At 60.0% G+C, this 15929-nt stretch carries 21 protein-coding genes and 1 pseudogene; 2 read left to right on the top strand and 20 right to left on the bottom strand.

The window, feature by feature from the left end; all coding sequences use genetic code 11:
* The first annotated feature begins 76 nt into the window (after positions 1–76).
* Positions 77–718: a PAQR family membrane homeostasis protein TrhA gene (trhA, locus tag HII33_RS09070; RefSeq protein WP_179395480.1), complete on the top strand. Its 642-nt coding sequence runs from the start codon at positions 77–79 to the stop codon at positions 716–718.
* Positions 719–806: 88 nt separating this feature from the next.
* On the opposite strand, the gene HII33_RS13815 is transcribed toward trhA, so the two are convergent.
* From HII33_RS13815 to rpsU, 16 genes and pseudogenes are all read right to left on the bottom strand, one after another.
* Complete coding sequence (locus HII33_RS13815; protein WP_246287358.1) at positions 807–968, bottom strand: plastocyanin; 162 nt, start codon at positions 966–968, stop codon at positions 807–809.
* A gap of 41 nt (positions 969–1009) precedes the next feature.
* Complete coding sequence (locus HII33_RS09075; RefSeq protein WP_246287360.1) at positions 1010–1858, bottom strand: MalY/PatB family protein; 849 nt, start codon at positions 1856–1858, stop codon at positions 1010–1012.
* Positions 1859–2018: 160 nt separating this feature from the next.
* Positions 2019–2846, bottom strand: coding sequence for a hypothetical protein (locus HII33_RS09080; RefSeq protein WP_179395481.1), 828 nt, complete (start codon positions 2844–2846; stop codon positions 2019–2021).
* Positions 2839–3171, bottom strand: coding sequence for a PadR family transcriptional regulator (locus HII33_RS09085; protein ID WP_179395482.1), 333 nt, complete (start codon positions 3169–3171; stop codon positions 2839–2841). Before HII33_RS09085 ends, HII33_RS09080 begins: the two co-directional genes overlap by 8 nt.
* Positions 3172–3301: 130 nt before the next feature.
* Positions 3302–4078, bottom strand: coding sequence for a DNA repair protein RecO (gene recO / locus HII33_RS09090; RefSeq protein WP_179395483.1), 777 nt, complete (start codon positions 4076–4078; stop codon positions 3302–3304).
* Entirely contained in the window at positions 4078–4980 is a 903-nt protein-coding gene (gene era / locus HII33_RS09095; protein ID WP_179395484.1) for a GTPase Era, read from the bottom strand. The genes recO and era overlap by 1 nt, the downstream gene beginning before the upstream one ends.
* Positions 4977–5366 carry a cytidine deaminase gene (locus HII33_RS09100; RefSeq protein ID WP_179395485.1) on the bottom strand — a complete coding sequence of 130 codons (390 nt, stop codon included), beginning with the start codon at positions 5364–5366 and terminating at the stop codon, positions 4977–4979. Before HII33_RS09100 ends, era begins: the two co-directional genes overlap by 4 nt.
* A 62-nt stretch (positions 5367–5428) precedes the next feature.
* Positions 5429–5824, bottom strand: coding sequence for a diacylglycerol kinase (locus HII33_RS09105; protein ID WP_179395486.1), 396 nt, complete (start codon positions 5822–5824; stop codon positions 5429–5431).
* Positions 5808–6266: an rRNA maturation RNase YbeY gene (gene ybeY / locus HII33_RS09110; protein WP_179395487.1), complete on the bottom strand. Its 459-nt coding sequence runs from the start codon at positions 6264–6266 to the stop codon at positions 5808–5810. Before ybeY ends, HII33_RS09105 begins: the two co-directional genes overlap by 17 nt.
* Positions 6267–6275: 9 nt before the next feature.
* Entirely contained in the window at positions 6276–7619 is a 1344-nt protein-coding gene (locus tag HII33_RS09115) for an HDIG domain-containing metalloprotein (protein WP_246287417.1), read from the bottom strand.
* Positions 7620–7649: 30 nt separating this feature from the next.
* A pseudogene (locus HII33_RS13970) lies at positions 7650–7961 on the bottom strand (hypothetical protein); the annotation flags it as partial.
* A complete protein-coding gene (locus HII33_RS13910) occupies positions 7886–8395 on the bottom strand; it encodes a hypothetical protein (RefSeq protein WP_179395489.1) in 510 nt (169 codons plus the stop codon). The gene HII33_RS13910 and the pseudogene HII33_RS13970, both read right to left, overlap by 76 nt.
* A 28-nt stretch (positions 8396–8423) precedes the next feature.
* Positions 8424–9383 carry a PhoH family protein gene (locus HII33_RS09125; RefSeq protein WP_218841929.1) on the bottom strand — a complete coding sequence of 320 codons (960 nt, stop codon included), beginning with the start codon at positions 9381–9383 and terminating at the stop codon, positions 8424–8426.
* A gap of 201 nt (positions 9384–9584) precedes the next feature.
* Positions 9585–10172 carry a hypothetical protein gene (locus HII33_RS09130; RefSeq protein WP_179395490.1) on the bottom strand — a complete coding sequence of 196 codons (588 nt, stop codon included), beginning with the start codon at positions 10170–10172 and terminating at the stop codon, positions 9585–9587.
* Positions 10173–10386: 214 nt separating this feature from the next.
* Entirely contained in the window at positions 10387–10830 is a 444-nt protein-coding gene (locus HII33_RS09135) for a GatB/YqeY domain-containing protein (protein ID WP_179395491.1), read from the bottom strand.
* Between the two features lie 101 nt (positions 10831–10931).
* Positions 10932–11108 carry a 30S ribosomal protein S21 gene (gene rpsU / locus HII33_RS09140; RefSeq protein WP_054661478.1) on the bottom strand — a complete coding sequence of 59 codons (177 nt, stop codon included), beginning with the start codon at positions 11106–11108 and terminating at the stop codon, positions 10932–10934.
* Between the two features lie 225 nt (positions 11109–11333).
* On the opposite strand from rpsU, the gene HII33_RS09145 reads away from it, so the two are divergent.
* Complete coding sequence (locus HII33_RS09145; protein WP_179395492.1) at positions 11334–12164, top strand: pyruvate, water dikinase regulatory protein; 831 nt, start codon at positions 11334–11336, stop codon at positions 12162–12164.
* Between the two features lie 120 nt (positions 12165–12284).
* Here the strand turns inward: HII33_RS09145 and HII33_RS09150 are convergent, their stop codons facing one another.
* The 4 genes from HII33_RS09150 to msrB form a co-directional block, all read right to left on the bottom strand.
* The gene (locus HII33_RS09150; protein WP_179395493.1) at positions 12285–13190 is read right to left on the bottom strand and encodes a deoxyribonuclease IV; all 906 of its coding nucleotides are present in this window, start codon (positions 13188–13190) and stop codon (positions 12285–12287) included.
* A 395-nt stretch (positions 13191–13585) separates the two neighbouring features.
* The gene (locus HII33_RS09155; protein ID WP_179395494.1) at positions 13586–14494 is read right to left on the bottom strand and encodes a YitT family protein; all 909 of its coding nucleotides are present in this window, start codon (positions 14492–14494) and stop codon (positions 13586–13588) included.
* A gap of 420 nt (positions 14495–14914) precedes the next feature.
* A complete protein-coding gene (gene msrA, locus HII33_RS09160; protein WP_179395495.1) occupies positions 14915–15433 on the bottom strand; it encodes a peptide-methionine (S)-S-oxide reductase MsrA in 519 nt (172 codons plus the stop codon).
* Entirely contained in the window at positions 15423–15869 is a 447-nt protein-coding gene (gene msrB / locus HII33_RS09165) for a peptide-methionine (R)-S-oxide reductase MsrB (protein ID WP_179395496.1), read from the bottom strand. Before msrB ends, msrA begins: the two co-directional genes overlap by 11 nt.
* Positions 15870–15929: the final 60 nt, after the last annotated feature.

Below are 15929 nucleotides of genomic sequence, written 5' to 3' on the forward strand. Positions count from 1 at the left end.
AAAAACCAGATGTAATTGAAATACAGTACCGAACGCGGTATCATTAATGAGTAAACCAATACGGGAGGTCTCGAACATGCAATTACAAGTTAAGCCGCGGTCGCGCTACTACACCTTCAACAACGAGATGCTGAGTGCGGTGACCCATGCCTTTGCACTCGGGTTGGCCGTCGTCGGTACTGTCGCCTTGGCCTTTAAGGCCACGACGCCGCTACGCCTGGTCACCTTCACCGGCTTCGGGCTCGCACTGATCGTCCTCTACACTGCCTCGACCCTTTTTCACAGCCTCTATTTCACCAAGGCTCGGCACGTACTACAGGTGATCGATCACTCCGGGGTCTTCTTCCTGATCGCCGGTTCGTATCTCCCCTATTGCCTCGTCGCCATCGGTGGGCCACTTGGGGTCGGGCTGCTCGCCGCGATCTGGGTCCTGTGTCTGCTCGGCGTCGGGTATAAATGCTTTTTTCTCGGCAAGCTCAAGTATGCTGAAACGGCGATCTACGTGATCCTCGGCTGGATGTGTCTGATTGGGATGCAGCCACTGTGGCAACACTTGGGGCCGATCGGGTTTTGGCTACTCGTTGCCGGCGGGGTCGCCTACACGTTCGGTGCAGTCTTGTACGCCCAAAAGCAGATCCCTTACATCCACGTGATCTGGCATCTGTTCGTGATCCTGGGCAGTGCGTTCATGTACGCCTCGATCTATTTATTCGTCTGACCGCTACGCCCGAACAGGCGCGGCACACCCCTTCAGTACCGGGGTGCGCCGCGCCTGTTTTGAGGTCGTCTGCGCACGGACTCAGACATCAATCAGTGGCCGCCAGCCCGCTGGCCAAGCGCTGCAGACCGTCTGCCAGCATGACCGGTGGGCAGGCGAGGTTCAGCCGCAAAAAATGCGCGCCGTTGCCTTGGTAGACGGTGCCATCTGCCAGCACCAACCCACTACGTTGACGGATCTGTGTGACCAAAGCCGACGCAGGGCATCTGTACGCTGAGACGTCAAGCCACATCAGGTAAGTCGCGGTGGCCGGAACCACGTGCACCGCGGTAGGTTGGCAGCAAGAAAGGCGATTACCTCGGTCCAGTTCGTCCGCAGCTGCTGGTTAAGCGCGGCGAGCCACAGCCCGCCTTGCGAATAAGCAGCGATCGTCCCCGGGACAGCCAACACCGTGGGCTCGTCGACTTGTGCGATCGCCAGTGCGCGCCGCACCTGCGCCCGTCGCGTTGGCTCTGGCACGATCACTGTGGCGGAGTGCAGACCAGCGAGGTTGAACGTTTTGCTGGGTGAGATCAAGCTGATACCGGTATCGGTCACCGCATGGAGGGGCACGTGCGGCGCACCGCGCCACACGAGATCGGCGTGGATCTCATCTGCGACCAGTTGAACCTCGCACTGCGCACACAGGGCCGCGATGCGCGTCAGTTCCGAGCGAGACCAGACGCGACCGATCGGGTTATGCGGACTGCACAGGAGCATCATCGTGGTCGCCGGTGCTGCTAACTGCGCCGCCAGGGCGGGCCAATCGATCGCGTACTGACCCGCAGTGTAACGCAGATCCGCACTGACGGCGCGCCGGCCATTCGCTGCGATCGTGCTGAAAAACATGTTGTACACTGGCGCCTGCACCAGGATCTGATCCCCGGGTGCGGTCAATTGACGGATCAAAGCGGCAAGTGCCGGCATCACACCGCCAGCAAACATCAGCCAGTCAAGGGCTGGGCGGGCCTGGTGCTGGGTCGCGAGCCACTCAGCGACAGTCGTGAAATAGGCAGCGGACGGCGCCTCGTACCCATACGCCCCATCGGTCAGCCGCGCCTGTAGCGCGGCCGTGATCGCCGGCGCGGTCGCGAAATCCATATCCGCGATCCACATTGTTGCTCTGAGTCCGCCACCGCCCACTTGATCGCATCGGTCCTCCGCCGTTCGGGGGCGTGGTCAAATTCACTCATCGTGCTCACTCCTTTGCGTTCAGGATAGGGCGCCGACGCGCGCAATGCAAGCGGTCGACGAATCGGGCTCAGGCCTGGTGGTGACGCCAAGCCACAAAGAGCACGACCGCAACCCCTAAGCTGCCGAGCACGACCCAAGTGCACCAGGCCCCTATGGCGAGCGGACGGATGGCCGCGGCTTGCTCGATCAAGGCCAGGCCGGCCAAAAAGCCGCCAATCGCCATGATCGGCCAGTTGCCACGGTCATGTTGCCGCCACTCAACGATCAGGAAGGCGAGCGTCGCGCCACCGATCACGACGAAGTTCCACGGGACTGGGATCAGGACTGACCACACCTGTGGCAGACCGATATAGACCGCGACCAGCGCTGCCAGTCCAACGACCACCAGTGTGCCAATCGTCAACCCAGCGCCGTACCGGGTGGCCAGCCAGCGTGAGTGCGGATAGGTCGCGGCGCGGATCACTGCAAACGCGGCTACGATCAAGCCCCCTTCGATCAGTGGGGTCAAGACGACGGCCATCATGCTGAGGCGCATCCCCGCTGCCGTCGCAGTTCCACCGCTCAGCAGTAAGAAAAACCAGCTCAAGCTGATCACGATCAGACCGAGCGCCGCGGTATCACGTAGACGCGGTCGCGGGAGTTGTCCGATCACCGCATCGGCCATCGCCTTCGGGTCGTCGCCGAACAGCTGCACCGCGGTCTCTCCGGCGGCTTCAGCCTCTAGGAGATCGCGCATCATGCTGAGCAGCGCCTGGTTCAGTGCAATCTCACTCACCCACAGCGCGCGGGCGCTGGCATACACCCGCAAGTCGCTAAAATAGGCGCGGTCGCTCGGTGTCAGCTGCGCTTCGAGTTGGGTCATCTCGTCTCGATAAGTCTGCGCTAAATCAGTCATCTTTGGTCACCCTTTCTAAGATCGTTGCCACCTGGTTCGTCAACTGGTGCCACTGCGCGTCGAACGCCGCCAGCGTCTGGCGGCCCTGCGGCGTCAGCCGGTAGTATTTGCGGTCCGGACCATCCGGCGAGGCGCGCATTCGGCTGACTAGATCGCCGTTTTTTTCCAATTTTGCCAGCAGCGGATACAGCGTGCCGCCGACGATCGAGTCGAAGCCGGTCGCGCGAAGCGCCTGGATCAACTCGTAACCATACAGTTCATGCCCCGAAATCAGCGCGAGCACGCAACCATCCAGCACCCCCTTGAGCAATTGAGTCTGTTTCATGACGCGCCTCCCACTAAGTTGTTTTACTATTTAGTAGTCTACTCGCCGGTCACTAAGTTGTCAACCAATCTAGTGGCGCGGGATCAAAAAAGCCTCACCCCGCTGTGAGGTGAAGCCTGAGGTACGCCCTTCAACTGAGTGGTGGCAACTTGTCTTGCCACTGGGCCATCTGATCCAGGAAGCGCTTGGCCTTGGGGGTCACGCCGACCATATCGCTGTACATGCGGTCTAGGACCCGGCGCAGCTCGGCTTTCGTGGCCGGACTCACAGTGATCGAGTGCAGCTGATGCAGATCGATCACGCTGAAGCGGCGAAGCAGGTACAGCGCTTTAGGCTGGACGCGGTAGCGATAGGCATCGAGGTGCCAGTGGTCCTGGCACAGCAGGCCGCCGTACTGCTCAGAAAAATCCAGGGGCAGATCTGTTCGACCGTCTAGCGCGCAACCACGCCAGTCGGGTTGGACCCCGAAGGCGCCGAGTAGCTGGACCTCAGCGATATTCGTGATCACGGCGGGGTCGAACCCCGTGTCGATCGCCGTCAGTGCCGCGGTCGCAAAGTCGAACCAGCGGCCGAGTGGCTCACCGTCTGGAAAGGCTTGATCGATCAGCGCCAAGATGTATGTTGCGTACGCGTTCAGTGTGATATCGCTAGCGATCGCCTGAAACTGCGTCGCATCCTTCACGGCCGTCATGAACGATAACCCATCCGAATTGATCGTCCCGACATACTCACCTTGCGTGAACGGCAAGATCCCGGCCGTCATCCGAAAGCCAGGCTTGCGCGCGCGATTGAGCATGAACATTTTCTTGCCGAAGCGGTCGGTCATCAGCTTGACCAGCATGTCGGATTCCCGGTAGTTGTGACGCGCCAACACCAGGCCGGCAAAGGTCGCGTCCACTCGAGTCATTACCGCAGTTCCTTCATGTTGTAGCCGAGGCTCTTCAGGTAAGCGTTATTATCACGCCAGTTCTTCTGGACCCGGACCCAGAGCTTCAAGTTGACTTTCTCGCCGAGGAGGGCTTCGATCTCACGGCGTGCGCGTATCCCGATCTGCTTGAGCATCACACCGCCTTTGCCGATCACGATCGCCTTTTGTCCATCCCGCTCGACGATAATGTAGGCTTCGATCTGCAGCTTGCCCGTTTCGCTCCGGTCCTTCATCCGCTCGACTTGAACGGCAACGGAGTGCGGGATCTCGTCGTGCGTCAGGTGCAGGATCTGTTCACGGACCAGTTCACCGACAACGAAATACTCCGGATGGTCAGTCAGTTGGTCTTCCGGGTAGTACTGTGGTCCTTCCGGCAAGGCCGCCGTCAGCTCACGCAACAAGTCGTCCACGTTGTTGCCTTCAGTCGCCGAGATCGGGAAGATGCCGGCGAAATCATGTGCGTCCTTAAAATGATCAATAAACGGCAACAGATCGTCTGGGTGGACCAAGTCGATCTTGTTGACCAAGAGGTAGACTGGGGCGTGCACGTGCGCAAGCTGATCGAGGATGTACTGGTCGCCGGGGCCCTTCTTCTCGTCGGCGGCCACCATGAACAAGACGGCGTCAACTTGGTTCAGCGTCGACAGCGCCGCGGTGTCCATGTAGTCGTCCAGCGCGTTTTTGGGCTTGTGGATCCCCGGCGTGTCGACGAACACGATCTGTGCGTCGTCGGTCGTGTAGATGCCGTTGATCTTGTTGCGCGTCGTCTGGGCCTTAGGCGACATGATCGCGATCTTTTCGCCGAGAATCCGGTTCATGAATGTCGATTTGCCAACGTTGGGCCGCCCGATGATGGCGACGAAACCTGAATGATGAGTCAAGCGTTCATATCTCCCTTCTCAAATGCGCCGGGCAGACTTGCCGACACCGTGGTCTCAAGTGTGTCCCCTTTGAGGTTAGTCAAGGTGACCGGTGCGTCTGGGGCAAAAAACTCCGTCATCACCTGACGGCATGCCCCGCACGGCGACACCGGACCCGGTGTATCAGCGATCACTGCAATCGCATCTAAGTGTGTGTAACCTGCCATCACGGCGGCGAACATCGCATTACGCTCGGCACACAGCGACAGCCCGTAGCTGGCGTTCTCGATGTTACAGCCCGTAAAAACGTGGCCGTCGACAGTCACGGCGGCACCCACCGCAAAGTGCGAATAAGGCACATAGGCCCGCTCGCGCTGCTGCTTGGCCGCTTCGATCAATTCATCCATCTAGGTCCCTCCTATTCGGGCGCCGCCGAACGTCGGCGGCCCCTGTTTGATGTGATATAGCCTCATCTAGCGATCAGACGCCAGAGGACAGGCAAGAACACATAGCCCCCACAGACGACTGCGATCAGCGCGGCGACGAGGACGGCTCCGGCTGACATGTCTTTGATCCGCTTGGCTTGGGGATCGAATCGCGCCCCGACGACCAAGTCGACCACCGCTTCGATGATCGTGTTCCAGAGTTCGGCGAGAAACACCAGCAGGATCGCGATTAGTAGCAGGAACCAGTCGAAGCGGCTGACGTCGAACACCGCTGCCGCCCCGATCACGACCAAGGCAACGACTGATTCCCGTCGAAAGTTCCCTTCGTGCAAGAATGTGCCCCACAGGCCGTCAAGGGCATGGCGAGCCGAGGCCAGCCAGTGACGGTTCTTCTGGATGCGCTTATCGGGTGAGGCCATAGGCGCTCAGGATCTTTTCTTGCAGCGGGATCATGACCGCTTCATCCGCCGGCTGGATATGATCATAGCCATTCAAGTGCAAGAAACCATGAACTACCGTGTAGCCGAGCTCACGCTCGAACGAGTGCCCGTAGTCCACCGCCTGGCGCGCAACCTGGTCCGGATCGATGAACAGGTCGCCAATGTTGCGCGGGATGTCGTCGAAGCCCACCAGTTCCTCGTCACCTTCTTCGATCGCGAAGCTGATCACGTCCGTTACCCGGTCCGTGTCCCGGTATTCGCGGTTGATCCGGTTGATCTCGGCGTCGTCAACGATCGTGATCGACATCTCCGTGTCCTCAGGTAGCTTCAGTTCGCGCCCCGCAAACGCCACTAGCTGCGTCACCAAGGCCGTATGATCGGCCGTCAGGCGCTTCTCATCGTCGAACAATTCTAGATCCATCTCAAGTCCTCACTTATCTTCTTCTAATTTTGGATATTCAATGCGGTTGTAAAAGGTGCTTGCCAGGCCGTCATTCAGCGAATGCTCGACCACGCGCAGCTGCGCGACAGTGATCGGCGCCTCATCGAACTGACCATCTACCAACCGTTCGTTGATGATCTTGTGCACGAACGACTGGATCCCGTCCGGTGTCGGATGTGGCATCGACCGCACCGCAGCCTCACAGGTGTCGGCGATGTTGACGACGGCCGCCTCAAGTGTCTGTGGCTTTGGCCCCGGATACCGGTAGTCTTCCTCTCGAGTGAGCGGATCCGCCTTTTTAGCCGTCACATAGAAGTACTGCATCAGCGTCGTGCCATGGTGTTGCGCGCAGATGTCAATGATGAACTGGGGCATCCGCCGCTTGCGGAGCATCTTCACCCCGTCGGTCACATGCGCGAAGATGATCTCGGCCGACTGCGCTGGCGTCAGCGCGTTGTGCGGTGACACGAAGCCGGCTGGCATGTTCTCTGTGAAGTACAGTGGCCGAGTCAGCTTGCCGACGTCGTGGTAATAACACGCCACACGCGTCAGCATCTGACGGCCTCCGACGGCCGCCACCGCGTTAGCCGCGAGGTTGGCGACCATCATGCTGTGGTGATAGGTGCCCGGCGCCTCTTCCAGCAACTGACGCAGCAAGGGGTCGTTCGGGTTCGACAGGCGGTTGAGCGTGAAGATCGAATCATCGCGCCAGAGCATCTCCAAGTAAGGGGTGAGCCCGATCGCCAAGATGTAGCCCAACAGCTGGCCGACCACGGTGAAACCGATCGTCTGCCAGGTTGCCGCCCGGGTGAAGTCTACCCCTTGTTGCAACATCAAGCTCAGCGTGAGCGCCAGGTTGATCCCCAGGACCCAAAAAGCGACCCGCCCGAAGACATCATTAAGGCGTTCATTAGCGATCATCACGGCGAGCAGCCCTGTCGTCAAGTACGTGAGCGCGGTCCCGGCGGAGAAAATGCTCCCGGTGGTCGAGTAGAACGCGAAGTAGGCGAAAAATGTGATCATCACGGCACTGAGTAACGCGATGCGCCGGCCGATGAACGTGCGAAGCAGTAGCGGCATTACGGCGACCGGCAGGAGCAACGTGAGGTTCGGCTGACCGGCCCGGGCGATCACACGCAGCCCGATCATGAGCCCAAGCATCACCAGCAGCAGCGCGCCATACAGCACCGTGTGTCGCAAGCACGAAGTGACCGGATAATCCCGCAGCAAGACGCCGAGTGCAACGGCTTGGATCACAAGTAGCAGGATCAGCCCGATCACAGCCGTCGGGCGGGCGCGCTTCGTCAATCCGAGGACCGCCAGCTGGTGCATCGCCGTACTATCGACCAAGTGACCTTCTTGGACGATCACCTGCCCTTGCAGGATCTGCACCGGGTTGACGCCGGCCGCCGCTGCGGCTTGCTTCGCCTCAGTCTGGGTCGCATCCACCAGTTCGTTCGGGATCAGCGTCTGATCGATCAGCTGTGCGGCGAGTTTGCGCTGTGCGGAAGTCAGTCCCATCGAATCCAGCGCTGTGCCCGCCGCCGCCTTGGCGCTGGTCACGCCATCCGGCGCGATCTTACCCGTCAGCTGGGTCGTCAAGACGCTGGTGACCGCCGTGAACAACGCGGTGCGCGCGTCTTTGTCCATCCCGAACAGGCTACGGTAGAAGCCGTCCGAGTACTGGTCGAAATAATCGTAGTCAGCGGCCGGGTAGCTTGCCTTGAATGCCTTGAGCAGGGCCTCTGCGCTGGGGCCTTGTAATCTGAGTCGTCAGCGGCTTTTTGCGCCTTGGCAGATTCTGCCGCCACCGTTGCGGTCACCGCTTTTTGCAGGCGGTTGAGCTTATCTAACTGCTTACCGGCAATCGTGTTGTCGTAGGAATAGACCGGCGTGACCGCGTTACGGGCCGCGGTTCGCGCCTCCTTAGTCCGCTGCTGGTCCACCACGGTCTGCGTCGCGATGATCGTCTGCTTGGCGACGGTATTGACTTTCACGTTCAACGGCTGCGGCAATACCTGCCAGATCAGCATTGCAAAACTCGCGAGACTGATCGCCAGGACGGTCAGGATCGTCATGCCGCGGGCTGTCATGTGCTTGCGCTTCATGCGTTCACCCCCAAGTTACGCTTGAGACTTACGCCTCACTGCCATACGCCTCGATGATCTTGGCGACGACCGGATGCCGCACGACGTCACTGGCGGCGAAGGTCGCAAACCCGATATGGTCGATCCCCTGCAGGAGGTCGCGCGCCTCGATCAGGCCGCTGCGCTGATTGTTTGGCAAGTCGATCTGCGTCACATCGCCGTTCACGATCATCTTGGACCCGAAGCCTAGACGGGTCAGGAACATCTTCATCTGCATCCGGGTCGTGTTCTGCGCCTCGTCCAGGATGGCAAAGGCATTGTCCAGCGTACGGCCGCGCATATAGGCCAGTGGGGCGATCTCGATCACCCCGCGGTCTAGCAACCGGTTCGTGTGTTCCGTACCGAGAACGGCGTGCAGTGCATCGTAGATCGGACGCAGGTACGGATCGACTTTTTCCTTCAAGTCACCCGGCAAAAACCCAAGGCTCTCGCCGGCTTCGACCGCCGGGCGCGTCAGGATGATCCGCTCGACTTCCCCCGCCTTCAGCGCGGCCACCGCCATGACTACCGCGAGATAGGTCTTACCGGTGCCGGCCGGACCGATGCCGAACGTCACATCGTTGCGGCGGATCGACTGGATGTACTGCCGCTGCCCAAAATTCTTGACGCGGATCGGCGCGCCCTTCATGTCCTTGATCAACGTCTCGCTGTACATGTCCGCAAAGTATTCCAGTGTGCCACGCTTCGCCATGTTGATCGCCGAGATCACATCTTGTGGCGCGACTCGGATCCCGCGGGCCATCAGCGCAATCAGCTGTTGCAGGAGCTGGTACGCGAGGCTGGCGTTCTCGGGCGTGCCACTGATGCGCAGTTCCTGGCCGAACGGTGCGATCAAGACGTCGAGCTGTTCTTCGATCAGCGCGAAGTGCTGGTCATTGATGCCGGCCAGCTGGATCGCCTGCTCGGCGCTGTCTAAAGTAATAATCTTCTCTGCTGCGTTGTCTGGCAACTCGTTGCCCCCAATTTTGGATAGTCTTTGCTTTTATTCTACCATAAAGCCGTCTGCAAGCCGACCACTGACGCCAACTGCGCGCGATACGCCCGGGGGTCTGCGGGCTTGGCCAGACAAAGCCGCCTATGAGCAGGCACTCGCGCACCAACTGGCGGCTTCGCGCCCCGGCCAGCCCGTGACCCAAGCGGGCTGCGCTGATCAAACGTCACCGGTGTACGCCGCCTCGAGGTCAGCCAGGGCCGCCGTGGCTGCCGGCGCTAAGGTGAAGGCAAGCGGTATCACCGGTGCCGCCACGTCGCCGGCTAGCGTGACCCCGGGGACGTGCCGCAGCCGGGCCAGCGCGCCCAGTCCCGCCGTGACGGTCGCCAGCTCACGCGTCTCCGCCAACATCCTGCGTGCCCACCGCTTGAGCACGGCCAGTGTCGCCGCCAGCTCAAAGCTGCCCGCCTCTGTCGCTTCGGCCCAAATATCGGTCCCGGCCCTGTCCTCTGCCAGGGCCGCCTTGAACGCCCCTTCATACTCCGTCTGCCACTCTTCTAAGCGAAAGAAGAGCTCACCCATCAACGGACTTCGACCGATCTCATCCATAGCGAATGGCAGCGTCACGGTCGCCTGTTCGCCCAGCGTCATCTGCAACACGGCGTCGGCAAAGCAGAACCGGGTCAGACCATTCACCACGTCGGCGTCGGTCACGCAGATCGAGCACTCAGGATCCAGTGAGCTTTCAAAGGCCTGGGTGCTGACCCACTTAGCGACTTGGCGTTTACGTTTATGGTTTTCGAACATCCGGTTCACCCGTGCGGCGCGCTTTGGCCCAAGCTTACCGCATTCCTTCCCAATTGATCCCAGCAAGGATACCAGAGCACCGACCGTTGCGCAACCGAGGCGCTGTGCCACGAGTCGGCCGAAGCTGGTGCGCCGCAAAAATAGCCCGCCCAGCCAGTTGATCAACTGACTGGGCGGGCTAGATGCGCCCTTCATTTGCCTGGCTGTTGGGGGATCATCCCAGCTTTGATTTGACGATGCGGTTGACCATTGCGCCATCCGCTTGACCCTTGACCTGTGGCATCAGCGCCTTCATCACCTTGCCGAAGTCGGCTTTGCCAGTGGCCCCAGTCTCCGCGATCACGGTATCGACCAGCGCAGTCACCGCTGCCTCGTCCATCTGCTTGGGGAGGTAAGCCGCAACGACTTTGATCTCCGCCTCCAGCTGTGCGACCAGGTCGTCGCGCCCACCGGCCTTGAACTCCACCAGACTTTCTTTGCGCTGCTTGAGTTCGGTCGATAGGACGGCCTGTTCGTCCTCTGGGGTCAGTGCCTCGCCCTTGGCGATCTGCTTGTTGGTCAGGGCAGACTTGATCATGCGCACAGTGGCCAGGGTCAGCTTGTCCTTGGCCTTCATCGCGTCCTTCATCTGCGTGTTGAGTTGGTCCATCAATGCCATGTTATCGGCTTCCTTTCGTCTTGCGTCTGGGTTCAGTATACGCTTATCCTGACCCAAAGAAAAACGCGGCCCCTCAAAGGACCGCGTTCGATGACGCGCAATTAGAACTTCTTGCGCTTGCGAGCTGCTTCTGACTTCAGCTTGCGCTTAACGCTTGGCTTTTCGTAGAATTCCCGCTTCCGGTATTCGGCCAATGTACCTGACTTGGATACGGTGCGCTTGAAGCGCCGAAGAGCATCATCGAGAGATTCGTTTTTCTTAACGACCGTCTTTGCCATATGATATCCCTCCCTCCGACACTGTGTAACCACCGACAGATATCATTGCCAACAGTTCTTAGCTATTATACCGGACCGGAAAAAACGCGTCAATACGGCATTCCCAGTTTCTTGTGAATTTGTTGCAGAAAATTGGGACGCGGCCGACTCGCCACGCCCCATCGCGAGTTATGGTAAGATAGCGGTGAACCGTAAGCGCTCCCCATTCATTCACGAGGTGACAACATGCCAATTGAAACAAACTACTACATTATCTCCGACTCCATCGGCGAGACCGGCCTCAAGCTGGCGCAGGCCGTCGCGGCGCAGTTCGATGACCAGACCGCGCATTACCTGCGCTTCCCGTTCACCCACGACGAGCAGAAGCTGATGACGACCTTAGACACGGCTAAGCAGGACAACGGGCTGGTCATCGCCACGCTGGTCACCCCCGGGCTGGCGAAGCTCGGCAAGGACTACGCCAAGCAGATCGGCTTGCCGTTCATCGACGTGATGAGTGCGATCGTCGGCTCGGTCGCCACACTCACCGGTGAGACCCCCAGCGGTGTCGCCGGGGCCGTGCACGACCTGAACGAAAAGTACTTCGACCGGATCTCGGCGATGGAGTTCGCGGTCCTCTACGATGACGGCAAGGACCCCAAAGGCTTCCTTGAGGCCGACATCGTGTTGCTGGGCGTCTCGCGCACCAGCAAGACCCCGCTGTCGCTGTTCCTGGCCAATCGGAACCTCAAGGTCGCCAATCTGCCGCTGGTCCCGAACGCACACATCCCGGCAGAAATCTACAAAGTCGACCCTAAGAAGATCGTGGGCCTGACCACCGACGCATCGGTCCTGATGGAATTTCGGCGCGAGCGGATGATCGCCTACGGGTTGAACCCTGATACGGCTTACTCCGCCCGCGGACAAGTCGATGAAGAGCTCAAGTTTGCGGCCGACCTCTACGAAAAACTCGGCTGTATGGTGATCAACACGGCGCACCGCTCGATCGAAGAGACTGCGATGTTGATCCTCGAGCACATGAATCTCGACGCCTTCGATGATGTCGCCAAAAAATAATGGCGTGGGGTTGTGACACCACCTCTGGCGGTACGACTATTTCAGAACGTGACGTGCCATATCAAAAAGCACTTGAGGTAAGGCTGGTTGCGCCGCCTCAAGTGCTTTTTTGATGCGCCGTCAAGGCGTCTGCTCAGCTAGCGCGGTCAAGTCCGCCGGGGCGAAGCGTCCGGTCCTGAACCAGTCGATCTCCACTCCATACGGCGGGTAGAGTCGCTTATCGGCTGGCCCGACATAAGGCGTCTCAAGGATCTTCGGGATCCCCGTCAGCTGCGGGTGGTGCACGATCGCGTTGAGGCAATCGAAGCCGAGCGTGCCGAAGCCGATGTTGGCATGGCGGTCTTTGTGGCTCCCTTGCGCATTCTTGGAGTCGTTGACGTGGATGACCGCCAGTTTGTCCAAGCCGATCACGTGATCGAACGTGTTGAGGACCCCGTCAAAATCGGTCTCAACGGGGTAGCCGGCGTCGCTCATATGACAAGTGTCCATCGTCACCGCCAGCTTGTCGTTGAGCTGAACGCGATCGAGGATCGCGGCGAGCTCTTCGAACTGACGCCCGACCTCTGTCCCCTTGCCGGCCATCGTCTCAAGCGCGATGGTCACGTGCTGATCGTGGCGCAAGATCTCGTTGAGTCCGCGGGCGATCTGCTCGATCGCGGCGGGGACGCCGGCTCCCACGTGCGCGCCCGGATGCATCGGCATCGTGTAGGCCCCCAGCGCCTCCGCCCGGGCGACCTCTTGTTGCATGAACTGGACGGCGAACGGAAAGTTCTCCGGCTTGATCGTGTTTCCCAGGTTAACGATATAGGGCGCATGGATCACAAGGTGAGATAACCCCGCCGCCTGCATTGCAGCCAGCCCTTCGGGGATCCGCATCTCGCTGACGGGCTTGCGTCGAGTATTTTGCGGCGCACCCGTGTAAAACTGCAACGTCGTGGCCCCGTATCCGACGGCCTCGGCGACCGCCCCAGGAAACATCCCCTTGCCGGACATGCTGACGTTAGCCCCGATCAGTAACTCATTCATCGGTGAACGCACTCCCTTCTTCGAGTCATTGGTGCTGCGGGAGCGCTGGATGCCCCAGCCGCCTCGCGCAATCGCCGCAGACACCGCTGGGCTAAAGGCGACCAAGCTGCCCGATCAGACATTTTCAGCTCCCCGCTCTGAATTGATTGTACCCGACTTAACGGCAGATAAAAAGGGGCTGCGCCATAACGCGGTTGTCGCCCAGAGTATAAGCGCGCTCCCCTGCAAACCCCGCACTTAGGTTTTGCAAGGGAGCGCGCTTATGCGGCTTGCGCTGCCCGTTCGACCGCAGTGAGTTGCAGGCAGGCATGCGTTAGAAAGGGCGTTGCGTTATGGCACGTCACGATCTGGAATAGTCGTGCCGTCAGCGGTGATGTCACAACCCCCATGATCCGTCAGTCAGTCTTCGGTTCGTAGAAGTGGCCCATGATCTTCACCGATTCGGTGATCGAGACGAACGCATAAGGATCCGCCCGCTTCATCGCCGCCTCTAGCTCAAACATCTCCGCACGTGAAATGATCGTGAACAGGATCGTCTTCTCCTCGTGGTGAAACGCCCCTTCTGCGTCATGGACGATCGTGATCCCTCGGCGCAGCGTGTTTTGAATCTCGTTGACCACGGCTTTTTGCTGATCCGTGACGATCATCACCTGCAGGCGCTGCTGGCGGGTGTACATCGAATCCATCACCTTGCCGTTGATGAAGATCGCAAGCGCCGAATACAAGGCGTGCGGCCAGTCGTTAACGAATCCGGCGAGGAAGATGATCACGACGTTGACCGCGATATTGACCGTGCCGATCGTGGTCCCGGTCTTCTTGCGCCAAACGATCCCGATGATGTCTAGCCCCCCCGTCGAGATGTTATTGCGGAGCGCAAACCCGGTCCCCAACCCGTTCACGACCGCGCCGAAGATCCCACAGACGATCGGGTCGGTGGTCAATGGCCGGATCACCCCGAGCAAGCGAATGGAGATCGTCGAGAAGATAACGGCCAGAAACGTGAACAGCGTGAAGCGATGGCCGATCTGCTTCCAAGCAAGCACGAACAGCGGCACATTTAGCAGGAACAGCAACGTCCCTGTGCTGAAGAGGTCCGTTGTCGCCACGCCCCACAGGTTGAAGTTGAACCATTTGCGGACCACAGTCGCCAGTAGCTGTGCCGCCCCGGTGATGCCGCTGGCGAACACACCGCCAGGTTCCCAGAACATGTTCAGCGCAATGGCGATACAGATACTGTAAAAAATCGCGGCGGTGAACCGACTCCAATTCTGGTGCCGCCTGATCAGACGTTCTATCTCTTGCATACCGATCCTCTTTCTCGCGTTGGTGCCTTCAGTATACCACGCTGACCCTGGGGCGTCGCACGCAAAAAAGCCTGCACCGCGCGTTTTCACTTGCGCTTGCAGGCTGGGTGTCAGGCTGGGAAGAAGTGCTCGGCCACGGTGCCCGGCTCGGACGCCCGCATTCAGCGGGGCTTGGGCGCCTCTGCGCGACATCAGCCACTCGCAGCGGCGCTTGTCCTTGGGTCCTCGCCACCTCACGTTGAACCGTCGCCGTGATCGCGCCACCAGTTTAGACGCAGCTGCCGGACAAGGTCCGCGACGGCCAGTATTGGAACCAGCTGATGCAGTGCCCGCAGCCGCGGGCCACAGTTGATCACCCCAAAGAGTCGTCAATGCACACGGCACAGTCCGGCCCCACTGAATGCGACCAGTGGTCCAGAATCATGCCCAGTGCGTAGCCTTGAATTGCGCGCGGCCGCCGTTCTCTTCGATCGCGTAACGCCACGGAACCTTCTTATAAAAATCTTGATGTGCGGCTTCGGCAGGGTAAAACGGCTTGGCCGCCTCGATCGTCGTCACGATCGGGGCCTTGAAGCGCCCGCTCGCGCTCAGCGCTGCCTTGGACGCTTCGGCCGTGGCACGCTGGGCGGGTGAGTTGACGAAGATCACCGGGCGATAACTGTCGCCGCGGTCCTGGAACTGTCCCATTGCGTCTGTGGGGTCGGTCTGCCGCCAGTAGATCTCCACCAGTTTGGCGTATGAGATCACCGCTGGATCGAAGGTGATCTTGACCGCCTCGGTGTGACCGGTCTGGTGGCTGGCGACTTGCTCATACGTTGGATCAGGCACGTGACCGCCGGTATAACCGGACACTACGGCCTGGATCCCCGGCTGCGTGTCGAACGGTTCGACCATGCACCAGAAGCAGCCGCCGGCAAAGATCGCAGTCTCACTGGCCATCGTCTGCCTCCTGTTCGAACAGGGCCCGATACGCGGCGTACTGACCGCTCAACGCCTGGGCTGGGATGAAGCGCAGCGCGGCTGAGTTGATGCAGTAGCGTAGGCCACCCGCGGCGGCTGGCCCGTCAGTGAAGACGTGGCCCAGGTGCGAATCCGCCTCTTGACTGCGCACCTCGACACGTTCCATGCCGAAGCGTTGGTCGCGCTTCTCCTTCACCGGGGCGATCGGTTTCGTGAAGCTCGGCCAACCACACCCTGCGTCGTACTTATCCAGCGAGCTGAACAGCGGTTCACCGGACACCACATCGACATAGATCCCCGGCTCGTCAAACGCATCGTACTGGCCCGAAAACGGGCGCTCGGTCGCTGCTTCCTGCGTGACCGCGTACTGTTCCGGGGTCAGTCGCGCCTTTAAGGCATCTTGGTCTTCTTTCATGTTCATCACCTCACCGCCAGTATACGCGGTGCGCGGTTAGATTGTCCACTGCCAGATTCT

The sequence above is a fragment of the Lacticaseibacillus absianus genome (assembly GCF_013407595.1).
GTDB classification, from domain to species: Bacteria; Bacillota; Bacilli; order Lactobacillales; family Lactobacillaceae; genus Lacticaseibacillus; species Lacticaseibacillus absianus.

Excerpts from the sequence above, each read along its gene's own strand:
- HII33_RS09100 (WP_179395485.1), bottom strand. The coding sequence starts at position 5,366 with ATGGATGAATTGATCGAAGCGGCCAAGCAGCAGCGCGAGCGGGCCTAT.
- msrB (WP_179395496.1), bottom strand. The coding sequence starts at position 15,869 with ATGAAAGAAGACCAAGATGCCTTAAAGGCGCGACTGACCCCGGAACAG.
- HII33_RS09145 (WP_179395492.1), top strand. The coding sequence starts at position 11,334 with ATGCCAATTGAAACAAACTACTACATTATCTCCGACTCCATCGGCGAG.
- HII33_RS09115 (WP_246287417.1), bottom strand. The coding sequence starts at position 7,619 with ATGCACCAGCTGGCGGTCCTCGGATTGACGAAGCGCGCCCGCCCGACG.
- HII33_RS09075 (WP_246287360.1), bottom strand. The coding sequence starts at position 1,858 with ATGGATTTCGCGACCGCGCCGGCGATCACGGCCGCGCTACAGGCGCGG.
- HII33_RS09150 (WP_179395493.1), bottom strand. The coding sequence starts at position 13,190 with ATGAATGAGTTACTGATCGGGGCTAACGTCAGCATGTCCGGCAAGGGG.
- HII33_RS13910 (WP_179395489.1), bottom strand. The coding sequence starts at position 8,395 with ATGAAGCGCAAGCACATGACAGCCCGCGGCATGACGATCCTGACCGTC.
- recO (WP_179395483.1), bottom strand. The coding sequence starts at position 4,078 with ATGACTCGAGTGGACGCGACCTTTGCCGGCCTGGTGTTGGCGCGTCAC.
- ybeY (WP_179395487.1), bottom strand. The coding sequence starts at position 6,266 with ATGGATCTAGAATTGTTCGACGATGAGAAGCGCCTGACGGCCGATCAT.
- rpsU (WP_054661478.1), bottom strand. The coding sequence starts at position 11,108 with ATGGCAAAGACGGTCGTTAAGAAAAACGAATCTCTCGATGATGCTCTT.
- HII33_RS09130 (WP_179395490.1), bottom strand. The coding sequence starts at position 10,172 with ATGTTCGAAAACCATAAACGTAAACGCCAAGTCGCTAAGTGGGTCAGC.
- HII33_RS09155 (WP_179395494.1), bottom strand. The coding sequence starts at position 14,494 with ATGCAAGAGATAGAACGTCTGATCAGGCGGCACCAGAATTGGAGTCGG.
- trhA (WP_179395480.1), top strand. The coding sequence starts at position 77 with ATGCAATTACAAGTTAAGCCGCGGTCGCGCTACTACACCTTCAACAAC.
- HII33_RS09085 (WP_179395482.1), bottom strand. The coding sequence starts at position 3,171 with ATGAAACAGACTCAATTGCTCAAGGGGGTGCTGGATGGTTGCGTGCTC.
- HII33_RS09105 (WP_179395486.1), bottom strand. The coding sequence starts at position 5,824 with ATGGCCTCACCCGATAAGCGCATCCAGAAGAACCGTCACTGGCTGGCC.
- HII33_RS09080 (WP_179395481.1), bottom strand. The coding sequence starts at position 2,846 with ATGACTGATTTAGCGCAGACTTATCGAGACGAGATGACCCAACTCGAA.
- HII33_RS09135 (WP_179395491.1), bottom strand. The coding sequence starts at position 10,830 with ATGGCATTGATGGACCAACTCAACACGCAGATGAAGGACGCGATGAAG.
- msrA (WP_179395495.1), bottom strand. The coding sequence starts at position 15,433 with ATGGCCAGTGAGACTGCGATCTTTGCCGGCGGCTGCTTCTGGTGCATG.